Annotated in this window: 20 protein-coding genes; 9 read left to right on the forward strand and 11 right to left on the reverse strand. The window is 41.8% G+C overall.

The genetic code is table 11. The features are described from left to right. Nucleotides 1-15: 15 nt before the first annotated feature. Nucleotides 16-657, reverse strand: a complete 642-nt coding sequence (locus GVX98_RS02985) for a hemolysin III family protein (protein ID WP_087012470.1) — start codon at nt 655-657, stop codon at nt 16-18. A 106-nt stretch (nt 658-763) separates the two neighbouring features. Between GVX98_RS02985 and GVX98_RS02990 the strand changes: the two genes are divergently transcribed. Both GVX98_RS02990 and GVX98_RS02995 read left to right on the forward strand, forming a co-directional pair. Then, nucleotides 764-1,978 (forward strand): SAM-dependent methyltransferase, encoded by a 1,215-nt coding sequence (locus GVX98_RS02990; RefSeq protein ID WP_159127218.1) that lies wholly within the window; start codon nt 764-766, stop codon nt 1,976-1,978. A 68-nt stretch (nt 1,979-2,046) separates the two neighbouring features. Next, entirely contained in the window at nt 2,047-2,481 is a 435-nt protein-coding gene (locus GVX98_RS02995; RefSeq protein WP_159127219.1) for a GNAT family N-acetyltransferase, read from the forward strand. A gap of 32 nt (nt 2,482-2,513) precedes the next feature. Here GVX98_RS02995 and GVX98_RS03000 read toward each other — a convergent pair whose 3' ends face one another. The 4 genes from GVX98_RS03000 to GVX98_RS03015 all read right to left on the reverse strand — a co-directional run bounded on the left by GVX98_RS03000 (nt 2,514) and on the right by GVX98_RS03015 (nt 7,595). After that, nucleotides 2,514-2,855 carry a hypothetical protein gene (locus GVX98_RS03000; protein ID WP_094148221.1) on the reverse strand — a complete coding sequence of 114 codons (342 nt, stop codon included), beginning with the start codon at nt 2,853-2,855 and terminating at the stop codon, nt 2,514-2,516. Between the two features lie 189 nt (nt 2,856-3,044). Next, a complete protein-coding gene (locus GVX98_RS03005) occupies nt 3,045-5,177 on the reverse strand; it encodes a 3-hydroxyacyl-CoA dehydrogenase NAD-binding domain-containing protein (RefSeq protein ID WP_159127220.1) in 2,133 nt (710 codons plus the stop codon). An 11-nt stretch (nt 5,178-5,188) separates the two neighbouring features. Further along, the gene (locus tag GVX98_RS03010) at nt 5,189-6,394 is read right to left on the reverse strand and encodes an acetyl-CoA C-acetyltransferase (protein WP_004983139.1); all 1,206 of its coding nucleotides are present in this window, start codon (nt 6,392-6,394) and stop codon (nt 5,189-5,191) included. Between the two features lie 190 nt (nt 6,395-6,584). Then, on the reverse strand, nt 6,585-7,595 hold the full coding sequence (locus GVX98_RS03015; protein ID WP_004695134.1) for an AraC family transcriptional regulator: 1,011 nt from the start codon (nt 7,593-7,595) through the stop codon (nt 6,585-6,587). 209 nt (nt 7,596-7,804) lie between these two features. Between GVX98_RS03015 and GVX98_RS03020 the strand changes: the two genes are divergently transcribed. The 6 genes from GVX98_RS03020 to GVX98_RS03045 all read left to right on the forward strand — a co-directional run bounded on the left by GVX98_RS03020 (nt 7,805) and on the right by GVX98_RS03045 (nt 15,867). Then, on the forward strand, nt 7,805-8,923 hold the full coding sequence (locus GVX98_RS03020) for a CaiB/BaiF CoA-transferase family protein (protein ID WP_004983135.1): 1,119 nt from the start codon (nt 7,805-7,807) through the stop codon (nt 8,921-8,923). A gap of 119 nt (nt 8,924-9,042) precedes the next feature. Further along, nucleotides 9,043-10,320 carry a carbohydrate porin gene (locus tag GVX98_RS03025; protein WP_159127221.1) on the forward strand — a complete coding sequence of 426 codons (1,278 nt, stop codon included), beginning with the start codon at nt 9,043-9,045 and terminating at the stop codon, nt 10,318-10,320. A 184-nt stretch (nt 10,321-10,504) separates the two neighbouring features. Continuing rightward, the gene (locus GVX98_RS03030; RefSeq protein WP_159127222.1) at nt 10,505-12,907 is read left to right on the forward strand and encodes a glucose/quinate/shikimate family membrane-bound PQQ-dependent dehydrogenase; all 2,403 of its coding nucleotides are present in this window, start codon (nt 10,505-10,507) and stop codon (nt 12,905-12,907) included. 381 nt (nt 12,908-13,288) lie between these two features. Next, nucleotides 13,289-14,932 carry a nitrite/sulfite reductase gene (locus GVX98_RS03035; RefSeq protein WP_159127223.1) on the forward strand — a complete coding sequence of 548 codons (1,644 nt, stop codon included), beginning with the start codon at nt 13,289-13,291 and terminating at the stop codon, nt 14,930-14,932. Beyond that, on the forward strand, nt 14,925-15,410 hold the full coding sequence (locus GVX98_RS03040; protein WP_159127224.1) for a DUF934 domain-containing protein: 486 nt from the start codon (nt 14,925-14,927) through the stop codon (nt 15,408-15,410). The genes GVX98_RS03035 and GVX98_RS03040 overlap by 8 nt, the downstream gene beginning before the upstream one ends. Before the next feature lie 103 nt (nt 15,411-15,513). Then, entirely contained in the window at nt 15,514-15,867 is a 354-nt protein-coding gene (locus tag GVX98_RS03045; protein ID WP_159127225.1) for a multidrug efflux SMR transporter, read from the forward strand. A gap of 14 nt (nt 15,868-15,881) precedes the next feature. Here GVX98_RS03045 and GVX98_RS03050 read toward each other — a convergent pair whose 3' ends face one another. The 3 genes from GVX98_RS03050 to GVX98_RS03060 form a co-directional block, all read right to left on the reverse strand. Then, complete coding sequence (locus GVX98_RS03050) at nt 15,882-16,334, reverse strand: VOC family protein (RefSeq protein WP_159127226.1); 453 nt, start codon at nt 16,332-16,334, stop codon at nt 15,882-15,884. A gap of 183 nt (nt 16,335-16,517) precedes the next feature. Further along, complete coding sequence (locus GVX98_RS03055; RefSeq protein WP_159127227.1) at nt 16,518-17,693, reverse strand: acetyl-CoA C-acyltransferase; 1,176 nt, start codon at nt 17,691-17,693, stop codon at nt 16,518-16,520. Between the two features lie 100 nt (nt 17,694-17,793). Further along, nucleotides 17,794-18,318 carry a GspH/FimT family protein gene (locus tag GVX98_RS03060; protein WP_159127228.1) on the reverse strand — a complete coding sequence of 175 codons (525 nt, stop codon included), beginning with the start codon at nt 18,316-18,318 and terminating at the stop codon, nt 17,794-17,796. A gap of 375 nt (nt 18,319-18,693) precedes the next feature. Here GVX98_RS03060 and omp38 point away from each other — a divergent pair, with 375 nt between their 5' ends. Further along, entirely contained in the window at nt 18,694-19,716 is a 1,023-nt protein-coding gene (omp38, locus tag GVX98_RS03065; protein ID WP_010327439.1) for an outer membrane protein Omp38, read from the forward strand. Between the two features lie 650 nt (nt 19,717-20,366). Here omp38 and GVX98_RS03070 read toward each other — a convergent pair. The 3 genes from GVX98_RS03070 to GVX98_RS03080 form a co-directional block, all read right to left on the reverse strand. Beyond that, the gene (locus tag GVX98_RS03070) at nt 20,367-21,830 is read right to left on the reverse strand and encodes an amino acid permease (protein WP_159127229.1); all 1,464 of its coding nucleotides are present in this window, start codon (nt 21,828-21,830) and stop codon (nt 20,367-20,369) included. A 9-nt stretch (nt 21,831-21,839) separates the two neighbouring features. Next, a complete protein-coding gene (locus GVX98_RS03075; RefSeq protein ID WP_159127230.1) occupies nt 21,840-22,865 on the reverse strand; it encodes a class I SAM-dependent methyltransferase in 1,026 nt (341 codons plus the stop codon). Nucleotides 22,866-22,932: 67 nt separating this feature from the next. Then, complete coding sequence (locus GVX98_RS03080; RefSeq protein ID WP_159127231.1) at nt 22,933-24,303, reverse strand: uracil-xanthine permease family protein; 1,371 nt, start codon at nt 24,301-24,303, stop codon at nt 22,933-22,935. Nucleotides 24,304-24,389: the final 86 nt, after the last annotated feature.

Raw genomic sequence — 24,389 nt, forward strand, 5'->3', positions numbered from 1 at the left:
TGTAGTGTGCGCGGGTTATATCACGTAAAGATAGATGGACAGGAAATGTGATCCTGCACCAATCAATACAAAAATATGCCAGATAGCGTGCGTATATCTTACCTTTTTTAGCGCATAAAACAATGCACCGATGGTATAGGAAAGTCCACCAATGATTAAAAAAGTCAAAGCAGGTTTAGATAAAAAGCGTTGCATATCATCCATTACCAGTACAGCCAACCAACCCATAAGCAGATAAGCAATCAGTGAAATTTTTTCAAAGCGATGGATGAAAACTAACTTGAATAGTGTACCAATGAGTGCAATCACCCAAAGTGCAATGAGTAGGTAATGGGCTTTTTGTGTGGGCAGTGCAATAGACAAAAATGGAGTGTAGGTGCCCGCAATCAGATAATAAATGGCAGTGTGATCTAATTTTTTATACCAGCCGCGACGCTCTGGAGATTCCGCAAAATGATACAAGCTTGATGCGGCAAATAATAAAAATAGGCTCAAAGCATAGACCCAGAGCCCGATCCACTGCGCTGTTTCTAAGTAAGATCCTTTGATAATCAATAAAATACCCGCTATGAGTGCAAGACCTGCTCCAATAGCATGGCTAATAAAATTGATTCTTTCTTCAACTGGATCGTAGTTTACAACAGGGTGAGCGCTCATAATTCATGTGCATTTTTATAAAATATACAACTGTATCGTAATTCAAATTTGCATTTAGCGTAAGACGCTTTAAAATTTAATCGCAATTCTTTTTTTGGTTTCTATTATGACCGTTTCGGTATCGTCCTCTGCACAAGAGCAGCAATTCCTTCAAGCCTTCCAGCAAGCGCTTGAATCTCAAAGTTTTGATCGGATGATTCTGAGTCAATATCAGGGTGAACTGGAGCAACTCGAGAAGATGACTTTTCGAGTCGTCATGTTGCAAGGGCAGCCTGTATTGAGCTGTTTATATCGCCATAAAACCCAAGATGTCACCAAAAATTATTCATTAGACACAGCACTTGATACGGTAACTGCACTTTTGGCGCAGTGTAAACAAGCCAATTTGCTGACAACTGAACAAGAGTGGCAACTGAAGAAGAATAAGAAGAAAGCCATGCTGACGCAAAGTAAAAATAAAACGGTAACCAAAGCTGTTGAGCAGCAAGGTCATGACCGTGTCAAACAGCGTTTTGTTGATCAAGACAGTTATTTCTTACAGCCGCTTGGTATTACCGATGCAAAAGCGCACATCATTCCCAGTATGGCGCGTAAGTGGAAGCAGATTAATAAGTTTGTCGAAATTTTCTCAGGAGCACTAAGTCATATTCAGCTGCCTGAACAACTGCGCGTGGTCGATTTTGGCTCAGGAAAAGGCTATTTAACTTTTGCTTTATATGATTATTTGCTGAAGCAAGATTTGAACCCTTTTGTGACTGGGGTTGAGCTAAACAGCAAAATGGTGGAATTTTGTCAGGAGGTTGCGAACAAGTCGGATTTTCAGCAACTTGATTTTTTTCAGGGTGATGTTCGGACGTACCAACCTGAACGCCTCGATGTGATGATTGCGTTGCATGCATGTGATGTCGCGACGGACTTTGCGATTCATACCGGCATTCGTTTAAATGCTGAAATGATCATGTGTGCGCCGTGTTGTCATAAAGAATTACGTCCACAGCTGAAAGCTCCACTCGTGTTGCAACCGATGTTGCAGTTTGGCATTCATGCAGGACAGCAAGCTGAAATGCTGACGGATACTATTCGTGCCTTATTACTCAAAGCCTATGGCTATGAAACCAAAGTGTTTGAGTTTGTAGCACTTGAGCATACCAGCAAGAATAAAATGATTTTGGCAACCAAGCGTAAGGATTATCAAGCGCCCGATGTTGCAGTCTTGGCACAAATTCAAGCCTTGAAAGAGATGTATGGTATTCAAAAACACTCACTGGAATTGCTATTAAATAATCAATGGGATCAGCAAGATGTAGGCTGTAAATGCTGATCTGAACATCACTTTTTAGTGCAATGACCGCAATGACCAATACAGAGATGATTTATAGGGAAATGAAAATGCCAAGCTTGAAGATTACGCATGGAACATGGGAAGAGTTGCAACAGGCTGCGAAAATGATTCGTGAGCAGGTCTTTATTCAAGAGCAAAACATTGCTGCTGAAGATGAATGGGATGAGCAAGATGAAATCGCAGTTCATTTTGTGGTCTTTGAACAAGATCAAGCCATCGCCACCGCACGACTTTTGCAAAATCATAGTATTGGTCGTGTTGCAGTTTTGAAGTCTCATCGTGGTTTGGGCGTAGGCAAAGTTCTGATGCAGGCGGTGATTGCATATGCTCAACAGCAACAGCATCCATTTTTAGTCTTATCCTCTCAAGTGCATGCACAAGCGTTTTATCAGGCTTTGGGCTTTATGCAAGAGGGTGAGGAGTATTTGGATTGTGGTATTACGCATATCCATATGCGTTTATCATCCATAAAAAAGCCCTGATCTTTCAGGGCTTTTTTATTAGTCACAGCATATTAGTGACCATGTTCAGATGACATTTTCGCATGTTCATCGGCACTCATGTCGTGCTCATCAGCGGTTGCATGTTCTGTGGTATCTTCAGAAGCTGCTTGAGCTCTTGCTTCGCGCGCATCTTTATCCGCTTGTGCTTTGGCCATCGCTTCTTCAGACATTGCAGGCGCATTTTTAAAGGCATGTTGCTGAGAGTTTTGCTGCGTTTGCTGACTTGGCATATAGTCAGGCTCATTGGTAATCGCAAGGTAGAAGATACCTAAGAAAATTCCACTTAAAATGAAAGCAATAATCAGTGCTTTCCAACCCCATGGTGATTTTTCAGGAGAAGTATTGTCAGTCATGTGCAACAGCCCAATTGAATAAAAATAAATCTAAAACTATGTAACTTTATAACACAAAAAACGGTGTCGGGCTTGAAAAGAATGCACTAAAATAAGTCAAAATTAGATGCTGAATCAGCAGGTTAATTTTGTTGTGTGCTGCGAGCGCAAAAAAGGGATCTGCTGATCCCTTTTTTTAAGATTGAAGTTTTAGCGAATCTGACCCGATGGCACTGATTCAACCAGACGTTGTGGTGCCTTAAAACGCTCACCGTATTTCGCTTCAAGTTCATTGGCACGTTGTACAGCTTGGTCTAAACCATATTGATTTAAAAACTGAATCGCTCCACCTGTCCACGGCGCAAAACCAATCCCAAAGATCGAACCGATATTGGCGTCAATTACAGACTCAAGAACATTTTCTTCATAACAACGTAAAGTATCTAGTGATTGTACAAACAGGAAGCGGTCTATCATTTCTTGTTCAGAAATATCTACATCTTGCTTCCAATGGTTCAAACCCTCCCAAAGATGTTTTTTACCACCTTCCGGGTAATCATAGAAACCTGCACCAGCAGCTTTACCTTTACGGTCAAAAGTATGAATCATGGTTTGAATCACATCATCTGCACCTGAACGAGGTAAATCTTTACCTTCAGCCTGAAGCGCCTTACGTGTTTCATTGGCAACATGTTCAGAAAGTGTTAATGCAACTTCATCTTGAATGGCTAATGGGCCAACTGGCATACCTGCTTTGAGTGCTGCCATTTCAATACGAGCTGGATGTACACCTTCATGCAGTAAACGTAAACCTTCTTGAACAAAAGTACCAAATACACGACTGGTGAAGAAGCCACGGCTATCATTCACAACAATCGGAATTTTGCCAATTTGCTGTACATAATCATATGCTTTTGCCAAAGTTTCAGCAGAGGTATTTTTACCTTTAATGATTTCAACCAATTGCATTTTATCGACTGGGCTAAAGAAATGCAGACCAATGAAGTTTGCTTGATCTTTCGATGCATTTGCCAAACCAGTAATTGGTAATGTCGAAGTATTTGAAGCCATCACACCACCTTCTACAAGGAATGCTTCGGCTTCTTGAGTGACTTTCGCTTTGAGTTCTTGATTTTCAAATACAGCTTCGATAATTAAATCACAGCCTTTTAAATCTTCCGCAGATGCTGTAGCTGTAATTAAACTTAAAACCTGATCACGTTTTTCAGCCGTCATACGACCTTGGGAGACCTTTTTATCCAGTAATTTTTGGCTATAGGCTTTACCTTTTTCTGCATTTTCTGCAGAAACATCTTTCAGTACAACGGGAACCCCTTTGATTGCTGTAGAGTAAGCAATACCTGCCCCCATCATACCTGCACCAAGTACACCAACTTTGCTTGCTTGCCATTTTGCAACGTCTTTAGGACGACTCGCACCTGCCTTAATTGCATTCATTCCATGCCAAAAAGTACCGATCATGTTTTTTGAAACTTGACCTGTGGCAAGATAAGTAAAGTAACGTGATTCAATAGTCAGCGCTGTATCTACATCGACTTGCGCACCTTCAACCGCAGCCGCCATGATTGCTTCAGGTGCAGGATAGCAACCTTTGGTTTTATCACGTAGCATCGCTGGAGCAATCGCCAGCATTTGCGCAACCGCAGGTGTTTTTGGATCACCACCCGGAATTTTATAACCTTTTACATCAAACGGTTGTTGTGATTTTGGATGTTCTTTTACCCAAGCGATGGCTTTATCCATCAACTCTTCAGGTGTTTCTGCAATGTCTTGAATTAAACCGAGAGATTTTGCTTTATCCACACCAAACTGCTTACCTTCCATTAAGAATGGAAAAGCATTTTGTAGACCTAAAAGGCGTACCATACGCACGATACCACCACCACCTGGCAGTAGACCTAAAGTCACTTCAGGCAAACCAAACTTCGTTTTAGGATCATTCAATGCAATACGTGCATGACACCCTAAAGCGATTTCCCAACCACCACCTAAAGCTGTACCATTCAATGCTGCAACGACAGGAACACCTAGAGTTTCGATATAGCGAAACTCTGCTTTCATTTTCTGAATCATTTCAAAAAATGGAGTGGCATCTTCCAAACGAGCTTGAATCAACTCATCCAAATCGCCGCCTGCAAAGAAAGTTTTTTTCGCTGAACGAAAAATAATACCTGTAATAGAAGTTTCAGATTTCAGTTTAGAAACAATATTTTCCAAAGCTACACGAAAATCTGCATTCATAGTATTTGCTGATTGATTCGGAGAATCTAAAGTCAGAATAATAATGCCATCGTCATTTTTTAAATATTGAATTGCGCTCATTATTATTCTCCTTATACCAACTCAATAATGGTCGCAATACCCATGCCACCACCTACACATAATGTTGCCAAGCCACGCTTTTTACCTTGACGCTCTAACTCATCCAGTAAAGTTCCAAGAATCATCGCACCTGTCGCACCCAGTGGATGTCCCATCGCAATTGCACCACCATTCACATTAACTTTCTCAGCAGGAACTTTTAACTCCGTCATAAAACGCATCACTACTGATGCAAATGCTTCATTGACTTCAAATAGATCAATATCATCAATCGTTAAACCAGCTTTTGCCAATGCTTTACGCGCAGCAGGCGCAGGCCCTGTCAGCATAATGGTTGGATCTGAACCCACCAATGCAGTCGCCAATACTTTGGCACGTGGTTTTAAACCTTGTTCTTTGACTGCTTTCTCGGAAGCAAGTAATACAAGTGCTGCACCATCGACAATACCCGATGAGTTTCCTGCATGATGCACATGGTTAATTTTTTGCGCTTCTGGATATTGTTGTAATGCAATCGCATCAAAACCCATTGCACCCATCATTTCAAAACTTGGATTGAGTTTTGCTAAACCTTCTGCTGTTGTTGACGGTTTGATAAATTCATCTTGATCTAAAATGGTCACGCCTGCTTTGTCTTTAATAGCAACCACTGATTGAATGAAATAACCCGTAGCTTGCGCAGCTGCTGCTTTGCGTTGCGAATTTGCAGCAAATGCATCGACATCTGAACGTGTATAACCATCCAATGTTGCAATTAAATCTGCACCAATCCCTTGCGGAACAAAGTGTGATTTTAAATTTGTTTCAGGGTCTAATGCCCATGGCCCACCATCTGAACCCATTGCAATACGTGACATCGACTCAACACCACCTGCTACAACCACATCTTCCCAACCTGAACGTACTTTTTGCGCAGCCATATTGACAGCTTCTAAACCTGATGCACAAAAACGGTTAATTTGCACACCTGCAACATCATTGTCCCAACCCGCAGCAATTGCCGCAGTTTTAGCAATATCACCACCTTGGTCTGCAATAGGCGTGACACAACCCAAGACAATATCATCCACTTTCGAGGTATCTAAGTGATGGCGATCTTTGAGTTCATTCAATAATGTTGTAAGTAAAGTAATCGGTTTCACTTCATGCAGTGAACCATCTTTCTTTCCTTTTCCGCGTGGTGTGCGAATGGCGTCAATGATATAAGCCTCGCTCATAGCTGTTCCTTTTTATGACTTTTAAGTTGTTATGCATTTGAGTGTACAAATTAATGGCCGTGATGCAATGACTAGAACGGGTCAGGTCAGATGAATCTTTTTGCCAATAAACTGAAGATTTGGGCATAAAAAAACCCAAGATCGAAATCTTGGGTTTAGCAATGTGCCGAACCGTCGTTAAACTAGAAAATTAGTGATAACCGTGTAGTTGGCGATATAAACCGGGGGTGACCCCAGTCCATTTTTTAAAGGCACGGTGGAAGGTACTGGTTTCACTAAAGCCTACTTGCTGTGCTACATCTTCTAAAGTCAAACCCGGATTTAACAGTAGGTGGATTGCAGCATCACGACGTAATGCATCTTTCACGCCTTGGTAACTTTTACCTTCAGCAGCTAAGCGGCGACGCAACGTTTGTGGAGATAAATACAGCATAGAAGCCACATCATTCAGAGTTGGCATTTCCTCACCAATTTGACTCTTCAATACATCACGAATACGTGAAGTGAGTGAGTTGGTGTTTTTAAATTTCACCAGCAACTGTGCAGGAGCGGCTTTTAAGAACTCTTCTAACGTTTCTTCATTCTGACGAATTGGTAAGTCCAAATAATCTGCCGCAAAAGTGATTTCGGTACGCGGCATGTCGAACTGCATCACAGGTGCGAAGAATAGGGCATCGTACTCATCTGCATGAGTCGGACGTTCATAACCAAAGTGTACACGTTCCAGTGGTAAACGACGTTCAATCAACCACGACGCGAGACCATGCCAAATCATTAGCATACTTTCGGTAATGAAGTGATCTGGGTCCATCGATTTCGGAATCTGAGGAACAAGACGAGCTTCATGCTTGTCGCGCTCTAATGTCACCGACCACTCATCACCAAACAATTTATAAAACTGTGAAGACAGTTCTAAAGCATCACCTAAGGTTTTGGCATGAATAATCAGCTGACACATGATGGCAAACGTACCTAAACGACGTGGTTGCTTATCGAAGCCAACATGTTCGTCTTGGGTCACCATCCATAACATTTTAACGAAGCGAGTATATTGTTCTGGAGAAATACGGGCTTTAGGCTGACGCAGCAGTTCTGCCTCAATCCCTACGTGAGAAAGTAATGTTTCGACATCCATGCCGAGACGTTTTACGCCAGTTAAAGCCGCATTGACGAAATGGATACTAATGGTATCGCGGCTCATATTTAATCCTTCAGTCTCTTTTATATTCACTTGCGTTTGACCTAAATGACGCTAAAAAAAGTATTTTAGGCAATTTACACTAAAGTTTTTTGCCTTTTTACATGTTAAATTGCCGAAATGATCAAGGTAAATGGCTGAACATGACATTGTTTTGTTGCTTTTATATTTCTAAAATAGCTAAAAAATCAACATAAAAAGAGAAAATAAACATGGATATGGCATTGAAAGGATTGAAAGTTCTCGATTTTTCTACACTTTTGCCCGGACCTTTTGCAACAATGTACTTAGCAGACCTAGGTGCAGAAGTGATCCACATCGAGTCTCCGACCCGCCCCGATCTGATCCGTTTAATGCCACCTTATGCCAATGGACAGGCCACAGCACATAGTTATCTCAACCGAAATAAGCATGCTGTCGCTCTGGATTTGAAAGATCCTGCCAATATTGAACTGATCAAATCGAAAATTTCAGACTATGACATTGTGATTGAACAATTCCGTCCAGGCGTGATGCAAAGATTGGGACTCGACTATCAGACCTTATCTGAAATTAATCCGCGCTTGATCTATTGTTCCATTACAGGTTATGGGCAAACAGGAGGGTATCAAAATAAAGCAGGACACGATATCAACTATGTGGCTTTGTCAGGGATTGCAGGACATAGCGGCCGACAGCACAGTGGCCCCCCCCCAATGGGGATTCAAATTGCGGATATTGCAGGCGGCTCTTTGCATAGTGTGGTTGGAATTTTAGCCGCAGTAATTGAAAGACAGCGGAGTGGTTTGGGGCAGTATATTGATATTTCTATGACCGACTGTGTGGTGGGGCTCAGTAGCATGGCCGCAGCTGCGAGCTTAGCAGGACAGGAAAAACAAGGGCCTGAGCAAAGCTATCTCAATGGTGCGACTTTTTATGACTATTATGAAACCCAAGATGGACGTTATTTATCGATTGGGAGTTTGGAGCCACAGTTTTTATATGGGTTGGCCCAGATTTTAGAGTTGCCGATTGTGGCTGAAAAAGGAGCCTCATTGACAACCGAAGACCGTCAGGTGGTGAAACAAGCAATAAAAGACAAAATTAAAACCCAAGATTTTGCCACGTGGAACGCAATCTTTCAGCAGCAAGATGTCTGCGTTGAGCCTGTATTAAAGTTGGATGAAGCACTCAATTCGCAGTTGGCAAAAGATCGTGCATGGGTGGTTTCTGTACCTTTACAAGAGGGGAGTACAAAAAGCGAACAACAATTAGCTTGTCCAATTAAGTTTTCACGTTCAAAAATAAGATATGAATTTATAGGCAAACCACTTGGTTTTGATTCTTTATAAATATCATATAACGATAATTTGGATAGATTTAAAACAACAAAACGTCATAAAATGGGTTTTTATACAAATAAAGCGTATCATATCGATTAGTTGTAATTTTGTAAGAAAGGTCACCAATTATGAATAAATGTAAAAGAAGTTGGTGTTTTAACCTCAGTCTCTTAGCGCTCAGTTGCTGCTTTCAAAGTGTGTATGCTGCAAATGCCTTTGAGGCAGAAAGCCCTTGGATGCTGGGTGACTGGAATGGTCAGCGCAGCGTATTGCAGCAAAAAGGCTACGACTTTAGCTTTGGCTATACGGGTGAAATGGCAACGTTGCTCGATGCCTCACATTCTTCAAGTCATGGTACCGAATATGCAGACCAGTTTGCATTCGGTACGCACTTCGATTTAGACAAGATTTTGGGCTGGCAGGATACTGAGGCTCAAATCACCATTACCGAACGCAATGGGCGTTCACTTTCTCAAACATCCGATGCTTTAGAGGGACATTTAAGTTCCACTCAAGAAGTGTGGGGACGTGGACAGACGTGGCGTTTAACCGATTTGTGGATTAAGAAAAAGTTCATGGATCAAAAGTTAGACATCAAAGTCGGTCGCTTTGGTGAAGGCGAAGACTTCAACAGTTTCGACTGTGATTTCCAAAACCTTGCGCTCTGTGGCTCTCAAGTTGGTAACTGGGTCGGTGACCAGTGGTACAACTGGCCTGTCAGCCAATGGGCTGCGCGAGTCAAATATAACCTTCGGCCAGACCTGTATGCACAAGTCGGGGTGTATGAATATAACCCTGAAAACTTAGAACGTGGCAAAGGCTGGAACTTAAGTACAGACGGTTCGCAGGGGGCCATTATTCCTGCTGAAGTGGTGTGGTCTCCTCAGTTAGGGGCTGAAAAATTACCCGGTGAATATCGCGCGGGTTATTACTACAGTTCGGCAGATGTCACAGACATTCAAAACCCACAGCAAACCTCACATAAACAAGGCGGCTGGGTCGTTGCCAAGCAACAACTCACAGCACATCACGGTGATGCTGCACGTGGTTTAACAGGTTTTGTGAATTTCACACTACATGATTCAGATACCAATACGGTTCGCGACATGCAGAACATTGGTCTGGTCTATAAGGGCGCTTTTGATGCTCGCCCTCAAGATGAAATCGCGATTGGCCTAGCCCGTATTAATATCAATGATGATGTCAATGACGCGAATATTGCCAATAACAGCGTCGATGCCCGTGGCTTACAAAGTGAAGAATATGATGCCGAGATTTACTACGGTATTCATGCAGCCAACTGGTTAACCATTCGTCCCAATATCCAATATATCCGCCATATAGGCGCATATAAAAATGGTGAAAATGCATGGGTCGGCGGAATTAAATTCCAGACCGCATTTTAGTTTCTAGATCGATAAGTATTTGTCCAACAAGGTTGATAAATACTTTTTACGGTTGTTTAAAGCATAAAACTGTTCGAAATAAGTCGTTTGGACAGATACTTAAAATCTAAAAACTGTCTAGGTGCTCATATCGATATTAAAACGATATGAGCTTTTAACAGAATCTAAGAAAAAGGTGGTCAATATGAGTACTCCGTCTTCAGGTTCAGGACTTAAAACTTTTACAGCTGTGATTGCTGTAATCTTTGGTTTAGTCCTGCTGATAGGAGGGATTTATCTTGCAGTGCTTGGTGGGTCTTGGTACTACATCATTGCAGGTTTACTCTTCATCGCGACTGCAGTTCTACTGCAAAAATTAAAAAGTACGGCATTAATCGTTTATGCGTTGTTGGTCTTGGGTACAGTGGTTTGGGGCTTATGGGAAGTGGGTTCAGACTTCTTTGCCTTGGCGCCACGTTTAGATATCCTTGGTTTATTTGGCTTATGGCTACTCATTCCAGCGGTAACGCGTGGTTTTGACAACGTAAAAAGTGCAAAACTGGTTTTAACAGGTTCATTGGCGGTGACTATTGCCGTGATGATTTTTGCTGTGTTTAATGACCCTCAAGAAATTCGAGGTGAGCTGAGCAGCAAGCAGCCTGCAACCGCGCAGTCCATTCCGGGTGTTGCTGATGGCGACTGGCCTGCTTATGGCCGTACTCAATCCGGCTTGCGCTATTCTCCTTTAACGCAAATTAATTCTGAGAATGTTAAAGATTTAAAAGTCGCTTGGACCTATAACACAGGCGACTTTAAAACAGAAAATGACTCTGGTGAAACCACCAATCAGGTCACCCCAATTAAAGTTGGGGACAATATGTATATCTGTACCACGCACCAAAAATTGGTTGCACTTGACCCAGCTACGGGTAAGGCGAAATGGACTTTTGATCCGAAACTTAAAGCGGACAATACTTTTCAGCATTTAACCTGTCGTGGCGTGTCTTATTATGATGCGAACAATATGGCTGGTTTTGAAACCAGTTTGGCTTCAAAAAAATCAACATCGACTGAATGTCCAAAAAAAGTGATTTTACCTGTCAATGATGGCCGTTTGGTTGCCATCAATGCTGACACTGGTGAGCGTTGTACGGACTTTGGTAAAAATGGTGAAGTTGACTTACAAAAAGATATGCCGTTCCCTTATCCGGGCGGTTATATCCCAACGTCGCCACCTGTGGTCACAGGCACGACTATTATTATTGCAGGTTCAACCACAGATAACTATTCAACTGAAGAACCTTCAGGTGTGATCCGTGGTTATGATGTGAATACGGGTGCATTGTTGTGGGTGTTTGACACAGGTGCAGAAGATCCAAACGCGATTCCAGCTCCGGGTCAAAAGTATGTTCAAAACTCACCGAATGCATGGGCACCATTAGCCTATGATGCAGCCTTGGATATGGTTTACATTCCAACGGGTGTGGGTACGCCAGATATTTGGGGCGGTAACCGTACTGAGTTGCATGAGCGTTATGCCAACTCAATGCTGGCACTGAATGCCTCAACAGGTAAGTTGGTGTGGAACTTCCAAACCACGCATCATGATTTGTGGGATATGGATGTACCATCACAACCGACATTGACGGACATTAAAGACAAGTCGGGTAAAATGGTTCCTGCCATTTACGTGTTAACGAAAACTGGTAATGCCTTTGTTCTAGACCGTCGTACTGGTGCAGCCATTGTTCCAATTACGGAAAAACCTGTACCACAAACAGTGAAACGTGGGCCGCAAACCAAAGGTGAGCGTTACTCTGCGACACAACCTTTCTCAGACTTTGACCTTGCGCCAAAAGAGAAATTGACAGATAAGCAAATGTGGGGCGCAACCATGTTTGACCAGTTGATGTGCCGTGTATCTTTCCACAAACTGAATTATGACGGTATTTATACCCCACCTTCAGAAAATGGAACTTTGGTTTTCCCAGGCAACTTGGGTGTATTTGAATGGGGCGGTATGTCCGTTAACCCTGATCGTCAAATTGCGGTGATGAACCCAATCGGTTTACCGTTTGTGTCTAAGCTTATTCCAGCCGATCCAAACCGTCCGAAAACAGCCAAAGGTGCAGGCACCGAAGCGGGTGTACAACCGATGTATGGTGTGCCTTACGGTGTTGAAATCAGTGCGTTCTTGTCTCCATTTGGTTTGCCATGTAAACAGCCAGCTTGGGGCTTTGTGGCGGGTGTAGATTTAAATACTCACGAAATTGCATGGAAACGTCGTATTGGTACGATCCGTGATAGCTTACCGGGAATTCAATTACCACCATTTAAAATGGGGGTTCCTATGCTTGGTGGTTCAATCTCAACTGCGGGTAATGTGATGTTTGTCGGTGGTACGCAGGATAATTATATCCGTGCCATCAACGTGACCAATGGTGATGAACTTTGGAAAGGTCGTCTACCAGCGGGCGGTCAAGCAACACCAATGACCTATGAAGCCAATGGCAAACAGTATGTGGTCATTATGGCGGGTGGTCATGGTTCATTTGGCACCAAGATGGGAGATGCTTTGGTGGCGTATGCCTTACCCGATGCAAAATAATCTTCTGTAGTCATTTAAACTTTCAAATAGCCTGATTCGTCAGGCTATTTTTATGTGAAGTTGGTTTAAAAGGGCAAAGTGAGAACGAGGAAGAAATAGAAAAATTGAGATCTGCCCAGGTAAGCAGAGTTTAAAATTTATGCGGTAGCAATGCATTGGTTAGTGTGTATGTGATAGGCTGAACGGAGTTAGCTGAATAATGTATAAGTATCTAATAAAAAATACTTTAATTAGAAAAAACCTTTAGGATTAGGGACAAACAGTACATCTACTTATCCTTATCAATAAAACAGCTATGAAATATGTAAAAAACGCATTTTGTTGATAGTTTAAATCTCGTTATGCTGTCAGCCGTTATAATGAAACTACTAGCTGTACGCCATGTATTTATATACTGATTTCGATCAGCAACTGATCAATGAACGTGTTGCACAGTTCCGTGACCAAACGGAACGTTATTTAGCTGGAAAACTCACTGAAGATGAGTACCGCCCATTACGTCTTCAAAACGGTCTCTATGTACAACGCTATGCGCCAATGTTACGTATTGCTGTGCCTTATGGCTTAATGAACTCAACGCAATTGCGCAAAGTTGCGGAACTTGCAACTGAGTTTGACCGTGGTTATGCACACGTTTCAACGCGTCAGAATATTCAGTTTAACTGGCCTGCGCTAGAAAATGTTCCAGACATGCTTCAAGAGCTAGCTTCTGTACAAATGCATGCAATCCAAACTTCGGGTAACTGTATTCGTAACACCACCACAGACCAATATGCTGGTGTGGTTGCAGGTGAAGTGGCTGACCCACGTCCAACGTGTGAATTGATCCGTCAATGGTCAACCTTCCACCCAGAGTTTGCTTTCTTGCCACGTAAGTTCAAGATTGCTGTATCAGCACTTGAAGAAACCGATCGTGCAGCGACCTCATTCCATGATATTGGGGTGTATATCGTTAAAAATGCATCAGGTGAGATCGGCTATAAAATTAAAGTCGGTGGTGGCTTAGGTCGTACCCCTGTGATTGGTAGTTTCATTCGTGACTTCTTGCCACGTGAAGACCTGATTGCTTATTTAGAAGCAGTGCTGCGTGTTTATAACTTACACGGTCGTCGTGATAACAAATACAAAGCACGTATTAAGATTTTGGTGAAAGCGTTAACTCCTCAAGTCTTTGCTGAAAAAGTCGAAGCTGAGTTTGCGCACACCATTAAGACTTTACAAATTCAGCCTGAAATTTTGCAGAAATTAGACGAAGAATTTATACCGTTTGATTATCAAGATTATGCAGATGAAGATTTTTCCGAACAGTTTGCGGCACATCCGAAATTTAAACAGTGGTTCAATATCAATACCAATGCTCACAAAGTGAAGGGCTATCGTATTGTAACGATTTCGTTGAAGCGTACGGGTATTGCACCGGGTGACGTCACCACGGAAGAGATGAATTTGATTGCAGACCTTGCAGACAAATACACCTTTGGTGAACTGCGGACCACGCATGAGCAAAATATTTCTTTGGTGGATGTTCCGCAGAAAGATTTATTTGAACTGTGGGCTATTCTTGAGAAAAATAATCTAGCACGTGCACACATTGGTTTCTTAACTGACATTATTTGCTGCCCAGGCGGAGACTTCTGTTCATTGGCAAACGCGAAATCGATTCCTATTTCAGAAGCGATTTCACGTCGTTTTGATGACTTAGATACTATTTATAACCTTGGCAAACTGGATCTGAATATTTCAGGGTGTATGAATGCATGTGGTCACCACCATGTGGGCAACATTGGTATTTTAGGTGTAGACAAAAAAGGCGCTGAATTCTACCAAATCACTTTGGGTGGTAATGCAGATCATGATGCTTCAATTGGCGACATTTTAGGTCCATCATTTGCAGCTGAAGTGGTGCCAGACATCGTTGAAGAAATTTTAAATACCTATCTTGACCTTCGAAATGAGGGTGAAGAATTCATCGACACTTATCGCCGTGTGGGCATTCAACCCTTTAAGGAGCGTGCATATGCTTAATACAGCACTACAAGTCCTCTCTAAAGATGGCTCGATTGCAAACAACACTTACCAAGTGATTGGTGAAGAGGGCGTTTTACCACAAGGTGATGTGGTTTTAACGGTTGAGCAGTTAGATCAATTGGCTCAAGTTTCAGGTAAAAAAGCACTCCTTGTTACAGTTGATGCCTCTCCTGAAACGCATGAGTTCCCTTTAGATCAGCTAGATGCCATCTTTATTGATTTTGCGGGTTTTAACGATGGTCGTGGCTATTCATATGCAGCGCTATTACGTCGCCAAGGTTTCCACGGCGAACTACGCGCAACAGGTGATGTGTTTAAAGATGTCTTGAACTACATGAAACGTTCAGGCTTTGATACCTTTGTTATTAAAGAAGGTAAAGACATTCTTGAAGCTGCTGCGGGTTTAAATGATTTTAGAAATCCGTATCAAGCATCAACAGCCGTGGCACAAGCCAGTTATCAAACGGGCGCTTAAATTTTTAAGTGAATAAAAAGCTGGACTTCGGTTCAGCTTTTTTGTATTTATACGCAGCATTTTTGAAGAACAAATTGAAGAAAAAGAAACAGGTAAATTGGATATGATGGCACTTTTTGCAAAAATTAATCCCGGTGTCATTTGGCTACTTATTGCTATTGCTACAGATGTGCTTTCGACTTTTTATTCCGCAAAAGGTAATGGCTTGATCAATAAATTGGATCAAGGCATTGCACTGGTGCTTTATATGATTTCTTTTACGTGTGCAGCATATGCCTTGAAATTTATGCAAGCGGGAATTTTATATGTGCTGTGGTCTGGCATTGGTGTCATCGCCACAGCACTTCTTGCTAAAGCATTTTTAGGACAGAGCATCGATTTGGCTGGATGGCTCGGTATCGGTTTTATTACCGTGGGGCTCACCATTATTGCGCAATTCTCAAATATTGATGTTTAAAAAGAAGATGCATTTTATCCTTCTTCTAATTGGCAATTCACCATCCACTTCACTCCAAATTGATCGGTAAATGCACCATAGAGTGCGCCCCAAAATGTTTTCTCTAGAGGCATCTCTATTTTTCCATTGACTGAAAGTGCATCAAATAAGCGTTTTGCATCGGCTTGTTCATGGGCATCTAAGTTAATCGAAATATAGTGGTTGTTGCCTACAGTAAAGACAGTATTGCTTTGAGCACAAAACTGATCATTAGTATCCGAAGCCATCAGAATCGTGCTGGCATTGATGGGGAGTGAAACATGCATGATTTTTTGTTGGTCAGCGTCGGAAAGGGTGACGGAACTTTCATCTGAAGGTAAATCTCCATAACGCATGAATGTTGCAAACTCTCCACCAAAGACAGATTTGTAAAAATTAAAAGCGGCTTCAGTTTGACCATCAAAGTTGAGGTAATGATTCAGTTGCATTGTCTTATCCTTGTTGTTTTTTTCGTCGTTATTTTAACAAGTCGTTGAGATCGCCCCTAATACAATCTTGTAATAAAAAATCCCTCACAGTCGAGGGATTTTCATAAATGTCGCTTTTATATCAGCTAATCATCCAATCTTTTATTGTATAAAATATGTCAATAAAAGAGGGTTACTTGCATCTTAAAGTAATTCAATCGCTACAGCGGTCGCTTCACCACCGCCGATGCATAGTGCCGCAATACCTTTTTTAGCACCTGTGCGTTTAAGCGCATGAATTAAAGTGAGGATAATACGCGAACCTGTTGAGCCGACAGGGTGACCTAGTGCGCAAGCCCCACCATTGATGTTCACTTTTGCAGGATCAAGTTTGAAGTCATCGATTGGACACATAGTTACCATCGCAAAAGCTTCATTGATTTCCCAAAGATCTACGTCCTGCGCATTCCAGCCTGTTTTCTTAAGCACTTTTTCAATTGCACCGACTGGTGCAATGGTGAACTCTGATGGATGCTGTGAATTCGATGCATAAGCCACAATTTTCGCTAATGGTACTAAACCTTTGTTCGATGCATTTTCTGCTGAAGTTAAAACTAGTGCGGATGCACCATCCGAGATTGAACTTGCATTTGCTGCAGTGATGGTGCCATCTTTAGCAAAAGCAGGGCGAAGGCTTGGAATTTTTGCAATATTGGCATTGAACGGTTGCTCATCTTTATCAACGACAACATCACCTTTGCGAGATGAAACTGTCACAGGCACGATTTCATCTGCAAAGTAACCTTCGTTGACTGCTGTTTGTGCGCGCTCTAAAGAGCGAATCGCGAATGCATCCATTTGCTCACGCGTATAGCCACGGGTATTGGCCATATCTTGTGCAAAAGAACCCATTAATCGACCTGTTTCTGCATCTTCTAAGCCATCAAGGAACATGTGGTCTTTGACATCGCCATGCCCCATACGGTAGCCTGCGCGTGCTTTGGTTAAAATATAAGGTGCATTGGTCATCGACTCCATACCACCTGCAACCACGATATTTGCTGAACCTGCTTTGATCATATCTGCAGCTTGCATTACCGCTTTCATGCCAGAACCACATAATTTATTGATGGTCACAGCACCTGTTGAATCAGGTAAACCTGCTTGACGCATAGCTTGACGCGCTGGACCTTGCTTTAATCCCGCAGGTAGAACACAACCCATGATTACTTCTTCTACATCGTTTGCGTGTAGGCCAGCACGAGCAATCGCTTCTTTAATAGTCACAGCACCGAGCTCTGGAGCGGTTACACTGGCTAAACTGCCTTGAAAACCGCCCATTGCTGTACGAGCACCATTCACAATTACGATGTCTGTCATTTTCTTCTCCGAATCACTTATACGTTTTGTTGGAAACTTAAGCAGTATATGCAAATTTGCTAACGAGAAAAGCTGAAAACGTGATTATGGACTCATGGGTCTAGTTACAGGTATTGATGAGTTCAGTTCGGATCTGCCCCATTTTGCTCATGACCAGTTTAAAGTGATCCTGACTTTGTATAGAGCAGTAATAGAAGGTTCCATTTGAGCCAAGGGGGAGGCCATTTTCAGCTTTGAAGCTTAAAGATGGAAGATTGAGTGTGCCACGCCAATCAAGATTGCCATATTTGAGCTGCTGTTGTTCTGTCCGAATAATCGTTTCATTGATATCTACTCGTCGGTTTTTATTATTATCGATAAATACAATAAAGCCTGTGTTCCATTGATGATTCTGACATTGAACGAGGTCTTGACTTGGACAAATGGTGATATTTTGACGTTGCAGGTTGGCCATATTTTTGGCTGCCTGAATACTATTTCGTAATGTATTCAGTGTTTTGCTGCGCTCTTGTGAGGCCATATACTGATGAAAGTGAGGAAGTGCGATTGTACAAATGATCATAATAATGCTAATAGTGATCATGAGTTCAAATAAGGTGAACCCTTTTTTATTGATAAAAAACATATGGTTATCCAGTTTTATTGTTATAGAGCTATTTTTTATTTATTAAAGCTTTGTTTATCAAACAAATTTTATACATAATTAGTAGTACTCAACTTGTTTAAAAAGCTGTTAAAATGTAAGACAAGTGAAAATAAGCTATTCGCAAGTAAAAATTGAGTAAAAAATTACCGAATTACAACGGAAATTGTAAGTAATTTTGTCAATAATTTACTTGATTAAAGTTATCAAGCACTTGGAAAAAAAATAAAGTGTTTGTATGATTCATTGCGAATAGCTTAAAAATAAAACTGGGGTATAAAAAAGCCTATCTCAGAATGGTTAAATAATTTTAAGCTTAAGCTTGAAAAACAATTGTTATCTCTGGAGGATAAATCCATGAAAATGAGTCGTATTGCATTAGCAATGCTCGTAGCTGCTCCTTTAGCTGCTGCAAACGCGGGCGTAACTGTTACTCCATTAATGCTTGGTTACACTTTCCAAGACACTCAACATAATAATGGTGGTGATCATTTGACTGATTCAGCTCAAATGGATGATGACCTATTTGTTGGTGCTGCACTTGGTGTAGAGCTTACTCCTTGGTTAGGTTTTGAAGCGGAATACAACCAAGTTAAAGGTGACATGGTTGACCAAGCGAATGCTGAATACAAGCAAACGCAAATCAACGGTAATTTCTATGCTACTTCTGACTTGATTACTAAAAACTACGACAGCAAAATCAAACCATATGTACTTTTAGGTGCTGGTCACTACAAATACGAGTTTGATAACGATCTAGGTCGTGCTGGTCGTGGCCTTAAAGAAGAAGGTACTTTAGGTAATGCTGGTTTCGGTGCTTTCTGGCGCTTGAACGATGCTTTGTCTCTACGTACTGAAGCTCGTGCTACTTACAACATCGATGAAGATTTCTGGAACTACACAGCACTTGCTGGTCTTAACGTAGTTCTTGGTGGTCACTTGAAACCTGCTGCTCCAGTAGTAGAAGTTGCTCCAGTTGAGCCAGTTGCTCCAGTTGAACCACAAGAGTTAACTGAAGACCTTAACATGGAACTTCGTGTGTTCTTTGATACAAACAAATCAAACATCAAAGACCAATACAAGCCAGAAATCGCTAAAGTTGCTGAGAAGTTAGTTGAATATCCAAACGCTACTGCTCGCATCGAAGGTCACACAGACAACACTGGTCCACGTGCATTGAACGAACGTTTATCTTTAGCTCGTGCTAACTCTGTTAAATCGTCTCTAGTAAACGAATACAACGTTGACCCAGCTCGTTTGTCTACTCAAGGTTTCGCTTGGGACCAACCGATTGCTGACAACAACACTAAAGAAGGCCGTGCTATGAACCGTCGTGTATTCGCGACAATTTCTGGCAGCCGTACAGTTCAAGCTCAATAATCTGAGTTTTAACTAAAAAACGACTCTTCGGAGTCGTTTTTTTATGTCTAAAATAATGAAATTTATGTTAACTCACATCGTTGAAAATAAACTCGAGCTCAATGCAAGAGCCTTTAAGACTTACGGTGGTTATGGTCCTATACGCATAGGATATAAGACACTGTTAGAAGTATTTAATTTTAGAGGATGAATATAAGAAGAATGAAAAGTGGATTTCCGTCACTCATGCTTCACGACATCGATAATAATTTTGCCTTAAGAGTGAATGGGTATTTCTAGTTATTTAGCTTTATAGGGATTAATTTTGCCAGCGAGATAATATTTTTGGCTTGATATTTAGGGGCTAGGAATTTGAGAGAGATCAGTGCTCAATAAGCCGTTTTATTTAGTTATGGCGGTGCGAATTGAGAGGCTAAATTTTTACTACCTAAATATGTAAATTGTTCATCGCGCAAGTGAACGGATGCTAGTTACAGAATATTCACTAAGTTTAGGATGGATCCGAGTCATAACTATCGATTCTATGTAAGTTCAATAATTGAACTGTCTTATTGAAAATTGCGTTATTAATTTATGCTTTACGGCTTTAGTAAATGAATAAATGATAATAAAAAAACAGCCCGAAGGCTGTCTTTTATTATGAAAGGATTTTATTCGCGATCAGGATTCATTGGACTGACATCCATTTCTTGGTAAGAAACCAGTTTGGTTTTGTATTTCCATTTATAGCCTAGCCAAATCGCCAAGAATAAGAAAATACCGATATAGGTCGATAAAACGGAGAGCCATTCGCCATCAAGCACCGCTTGGTAGTTTTGACCTAAAACAACAATTGCACACAGAATAAAGGCAAACCACGGTGCAAAAGGGAAGAATTTCGCACGATAAGCTAAGTCTTCAACCTTATGACCTTGGGCAACATAGCCTTTACGGAAACGATAGTGTGAAACAGCAATCCCTAACCAAACAATAAAGCCACACATACCCGACATGTTGAGCAGCCAATTAAAGACCTGTTCTTCGCCAATGAAGGTGGTTAAGAAACAGAGAGCAGCAATTGCTGTTGTTGCATAAAGCGCATTCATGGGTACGCCGCGGGGGTCTAATTTGGCAAACACTTTAGGTGCACTGCCATTTTGAGCCATATTGAACAGCATACGCGTCGATGAATACATCCCTGAGTTACCTGCCGATAGAATCGCAGTTAAAATTACAGCATTCATCACGCTGGCAGCAAAGGCAAACCCAGCTTTTTCATAGAGTAAGGTAAATGGAGAGAGTGCAATATTCTCTGATGAAGCTGCTTGTAGCAGAAGGGGATCATCATATGAAATGAGTGTGCCGATAATGAAAATACACACCACATAAAACAGTAGAATCCGCCAAAAAATCTGTTTGATGGCAATCGGAATCGTCTTTTGTGGATCTTTTGACTCACCTGCAGCAACACCGACCATTTCGGTACCTTGAAAAGAGAATCCTGCAATCATCGCGACACCAATGAGTGCCGATAAGCCACCAACGAAGGGTGCTTCACCTTTGGTCCAGTTGGCAAAAGTTGCGACATCTGGCGTCATCATGATTTTAGCGATCATGAAAATACCAATGATGATAAACACAATGATGGCTAGGACTTTAACCAAGGAGAAGAAGAACTCACTTTCACCAAAGCCTTTGACTGTCAGTGCATTGATCCCAAAGACAACAGCTAAGAAGAGAGCACTCCAGTAGAAACCGGGCAGGTCGGGAAACCAGAATTTCATGATGAATTGGACTGCAACCAATTCAAATGCAACCGTAATGGCCCAGTTATACCAATAGTTCCAGCCAAGGGCGAAACCAAAACCGCCTTCAACATACTTGGTGCCATAGGTGAAAAATGCACCCGATGTTGGGTTGTGTGTTGCCAACTCACCCAGACTGGTCATGAGAAAGTAAATCATCACACCAATTAAGCAGTAGGCCAATAACGCCCCGCCAGGGCCAGCATTTGCAATGGTTGCACCTGAGGCAAGGAATAAACCTGTACCAATTGAACCACCAATGGCGATCATATTCAGATGGCGAGCTCCAAGCTTCCGCTTGAGTTGAGCTGGTTGAGTCGTTTCGCTCATCATTGTTCCTTAAGATTTCTTTTGTGTGCTGGCAAACAGCACTTTAAAGCCTTGTTGATCGGCTTTGGTTGTACATTGGCCAAAACCTTGCTCAATGAGTAATGGATAATTCAGAAAGCGGTTGGCAACAATCCACAACTCACCATCCGATTTAAGATGGCGACGGGATGTTTTGCATAAATTTTCGCTGGCATTGTAATCTGTATGAATGCCTTGATGGAATGGGGGATTACTGACGATTGCGTGTAAAAACAGAGGAGCATCCTCAATTCCGTGTACCGCCTTAATCTCAAGTTGTTCTGGTAAAAGGTTATTTTTCTCAAAAGTCATTTTTGTTGAAGCGAGTGCAAAGGCATCGACATCCAGTGCAAAAATGCGATTTTTCGGATTTAACTTGGCCAAATAAGCACTGATTACACCTGCACCACAGCCAAAGTCTGCAATTTTTCCAGAAGTGACCTGTGAAAGATGAGGCAATAAAACCGCTGTGCCCACGTCTAGACGATTTTGACTAAACACACCCGGTAATGCGCAAATCTGTAATTCACCTTTCGGGGTTGGCACTGTATAGAGTTGTGCCCAATCAGCCAAAGGTTTTGCCGTTATGGTTTTTTCGGTGACTAACTGCCACATTTGACAATGTCGAGCGCTGTCTAATTTGAGGGTTTTGCCAAAAGGTTGCAGCTGTTTAGAAGCGCGTTCTACACCGCCTTTCTTTTCACCGACTAAAAATATCGATGCGCCTACGGCCAAACGGCTGACCAGTTGGTGTAGGACATAATTGAGTAGTTCTTTTGACTTTGGAACAAACACGATAGCTTGATCAAAAGCGACATCAGGCAAATCTGTACCAAAATGCACATCACTTTGTTGGTTTTGGAAATATTGTAATTCGTTAAAATTCCATGTCCAAAAATGTGGCTCTACAGCATCAATCAGCTGTGTATTTAATTCGTCACACGGTGCATTGACCAGTAAAACTGAACCAGAGAGAAATTCTTGCTGGCGAAGAACAACTTCACTTCGTGGATCCATTTTATATACTCCATTGTAAAAACGATGCCCAGACAGTGCTGGGCAAAGTGCATACTGAAATGAACAATTATTTCTTCGTTTCAGGAAGAATAATATTTAATAACAATGCTGCAATACCACCTGTCGCAACACCTGAACTGAAGATGTTACGGAATAATTCAGGTAAATGTTCCAAAATTTGTGGAACTTGTGCAACACCTAAACCGAGTGCCAATGAAATGGCAATAATCAGTAGTGCGCGGCGGTCAAGATGAATACCTGACAGAATGTTAATTCCAGAAGCTGCTACAGCACCGAACATCACCATTACAGCGCCGCCTAAAACAGCTTGAGGTACCGCCTGAATCACACCTGCAACAGCAGGGAGTAAACCTAGAATCACTAATAATGCGGCAATCCAGATGCCGACATAACGGCTCGCAACGCCAGTAAGTTGAATTACACCATTGTTTTGCGCAAAGACTGAACTAGGAAAGGTGTTGAAAATACCAGCAAGGAAAGAGTTTGCACCATTCACCAAGACACCGCCTTTAATACGTTCCATCCAAGTGGCACCATCCACAGGCTGGTTGGAAAGTTTTGAAGTCGCGGTGATATCACCAATTGCTTCTAAAGACGTCACTAAATAGATGAAGGCCATTGGAATAAACAAGCTCCAAGAGAAGCTGAGTCCAAAATGCATTGGCGTCGGAACTTGTACTAAAGGCGCATCTTTTAAACCTGAAAAATCCAGATGCCCCATAAAGCCTGCAAGAGTGTACCCTGCAATTAAGGCAATTAAGATAGCAGAACTTTTTACCCATGTAATACGGATGCGATTCAGCAAGATAATTAAGCCTAAAACCGTACACGACATGATTAGGTTGTCTGCATTGGCAAAGGTATTGTTTGACATGGCTTGATAGCCACCACCCATGCTGATCAGACCTTCTTTAATGAGGGTCAAACCAATCAATAACACCACAATGCCTGTGACCAATGGGGTAATGAGCATTTTCACCCAAGGCAGAATACGTGACACGCCCATTTCAATAAATGAACCTGCGATTACCACACCAAAAATTGCAGCCATGACGGATTCTACTGGAGTACCTGCAGCAACCATGCCAGAGCCGATTCCAATAATCGGGCCGATAAAGTTAAAACTGGTGCCCTGAACAATTAATAAGCCTGCACCAAAAGGTCCAACTTTTTTACATTGTAAGAAGGTTGCAATCCCTGAAATGACCAAAGACATGGATAAAATCATGTTGGTGTCTTCTTTCGATACACCAAGCGCTAGACAGATGAGTAAGCCCGGAGTAACAATTGGGACAATAATTGCAAGGAGATGTTGAAAGGCAGCAAGAAAAGCAATGATTGGGCGAGGGCGGTCGTTTAAACCATAGACCAAATCGAGTTGATCTGTTTGATTGGAAGAGAGTTTCTGATCAGACATATGTCAAAGGGTGTTAGCAAGGTGGCGCTATTCTAATCGCTTTACACAGCTTTACAAAATTAATTACACACCACTTATCAAAAAAA

Origin of the sequence: Acinetobacter sp. 8I-beige, assembly GCF_902505955.1 — a bacterium.
In the GTDB taxonomy this organism is placed as follows: Bacteria; Pseudomonadota; Gammaproteobacteria; order Pseudomonadales; family Moraxellaceae; genus Acinetobacter; species Acinetobacter johnsonii.

Bases quoted from the DNA above. Each gene is read 5' to 3' on its own strand.
- GVX98_RS02985 (WP_087012470.1), bottom strand. From the start codon at position 657: ATGAGCGCTCACCCTGTTGTAAACTACGATCCAGTTGAAGAAAGAATC.
- GVX98_RS02990 (WP_159127218.1), top strand. From the start codon at position 764: ATGACCGTTTCGGTATCGTCCTCTGCACAAGAGCAGCAATTCCTTCAA.
- GVX98_RS02995 (WP_159127219.1), top strand. From the start codon at position 2,047: ATGCCAAGCTTGAAGATTACGCATGGAACATGGGAAGAGTTGCAACAG.
- GVX98_RS03000 (WP_094148221.1), bottom strand. From the start codon at position 2,855: ATGACTGACAATACTTCTCCTGAAAAATCACCATGGGGTTGGAAAGCA.
- GVX98_RS03005 (WP_159127220.1), bottom strand. From the start codon at position 5,177: ATGAGCGCAATTCAATATTTAAAAAATGACGATGGCATTATTATTCTG.
- GVX98_RS03010 (WP_004983139.1), bottom strand. From the start codon at position 6,394: ATGAGCGAGGCTTATATCATTGACGCCATTCGCACACCACGCGGAAAA.
- GVX98_RS03015 (WP_004695134.1), bottom strand. From the start codon at position 7,595: ATGAGCCGCGATACCATTAGTATCCATTTCGTCAATGCGGCTTTAACT.
- GVX98_RS03020 (WP_004983135.1), top strand. From the start codon at position 7,805: ATGGATATGGCATTGAAAGGATTGAAAGTTCTCGATTTTTCTACACTT.
- GVX98_RS03025 (WP_159127221.1), top strand. From the start codon at position 9,043: ATGAATAAATGTAAAAGAAGTTGGTGTTTTAACCTCAGTCTCTTAGCG.
- GVX98_RS03030 (WP_159127222.1), top strand. From the start codon at position 10,505: ATGAGTACTCCGTCTTCAGGTTCAGGACTTAAAACTTTTACAGCTGTG.
- GVX98_RS03035 (WP_159127223.1), top strand. From the start codon at position 13,289: ATGTATTTATATACTGATTTCGATCAGCAACTGATCAATGAACGTGTT.
- GVX98_RS03040 (WP_159127224.1), top strand. From the start codon at position 14,925: ATGCTTAATACAGCACTACAAGTCCTCTCTAAAGATGGCTCGATTGCA.
- GVX98_RS03045 (WP_159127225.1), top strand. From the start codon at position 15,514: ATGATGGCACTTTTTGCAAAAATTAATCCCGGTGTCATTTGGCTACTT.
- GVX98_RS03050 (WP_159127226.1), bottom strand. From the start codon at position 16,334: ATGCAACTGAATCATTACCTCAACTTTGATGGTCAAACTGAAGCCGCT.
- GVX98_RS03055 (WP_159127227.1), bottom strand. From the start codon at position 17,693: ATGACAGACATCGTAATTGTGAATGGTGCTCGTACAGCAATGGGCGGT.
- GVX98_RS03060 (WP_159127228.1), bottom strand. From the start codon at position 18,318: ATGTTTTTTATCAATAAAAAAGGGTTCACCTTATTTGAACTCATGATC.
- omp38 (WP_010327439.1), top strand. From the start codon at position 18,694: ATGAAAATGAGTCGTATTGCATTAGCAATGCTCGTAGCTGCTCCTTTA.
- GVX98_RS03070 (WP_159127229.1), bottom strand. From the start codon at position 21,830: ATGAGCGAAACGACTCAACCAGCTCAACTCAAGCGGAAGCTTGGAGCT.
- GVX98_RS03075 (WP_159127230.1), bottom strand. From the start codon at position 22,865: ATGGATCCACGAAGTGAAGTTGTTCTTCGCCAGCAAGAATTTCTCTCT.
- GVX98_RS03080 (WP_159127231.1), bottom strand. From the start codon at position 24,303: ATGTCTGATCAGAAACTCTCTTCCAATCAAACAGATCAACTCGATTTG.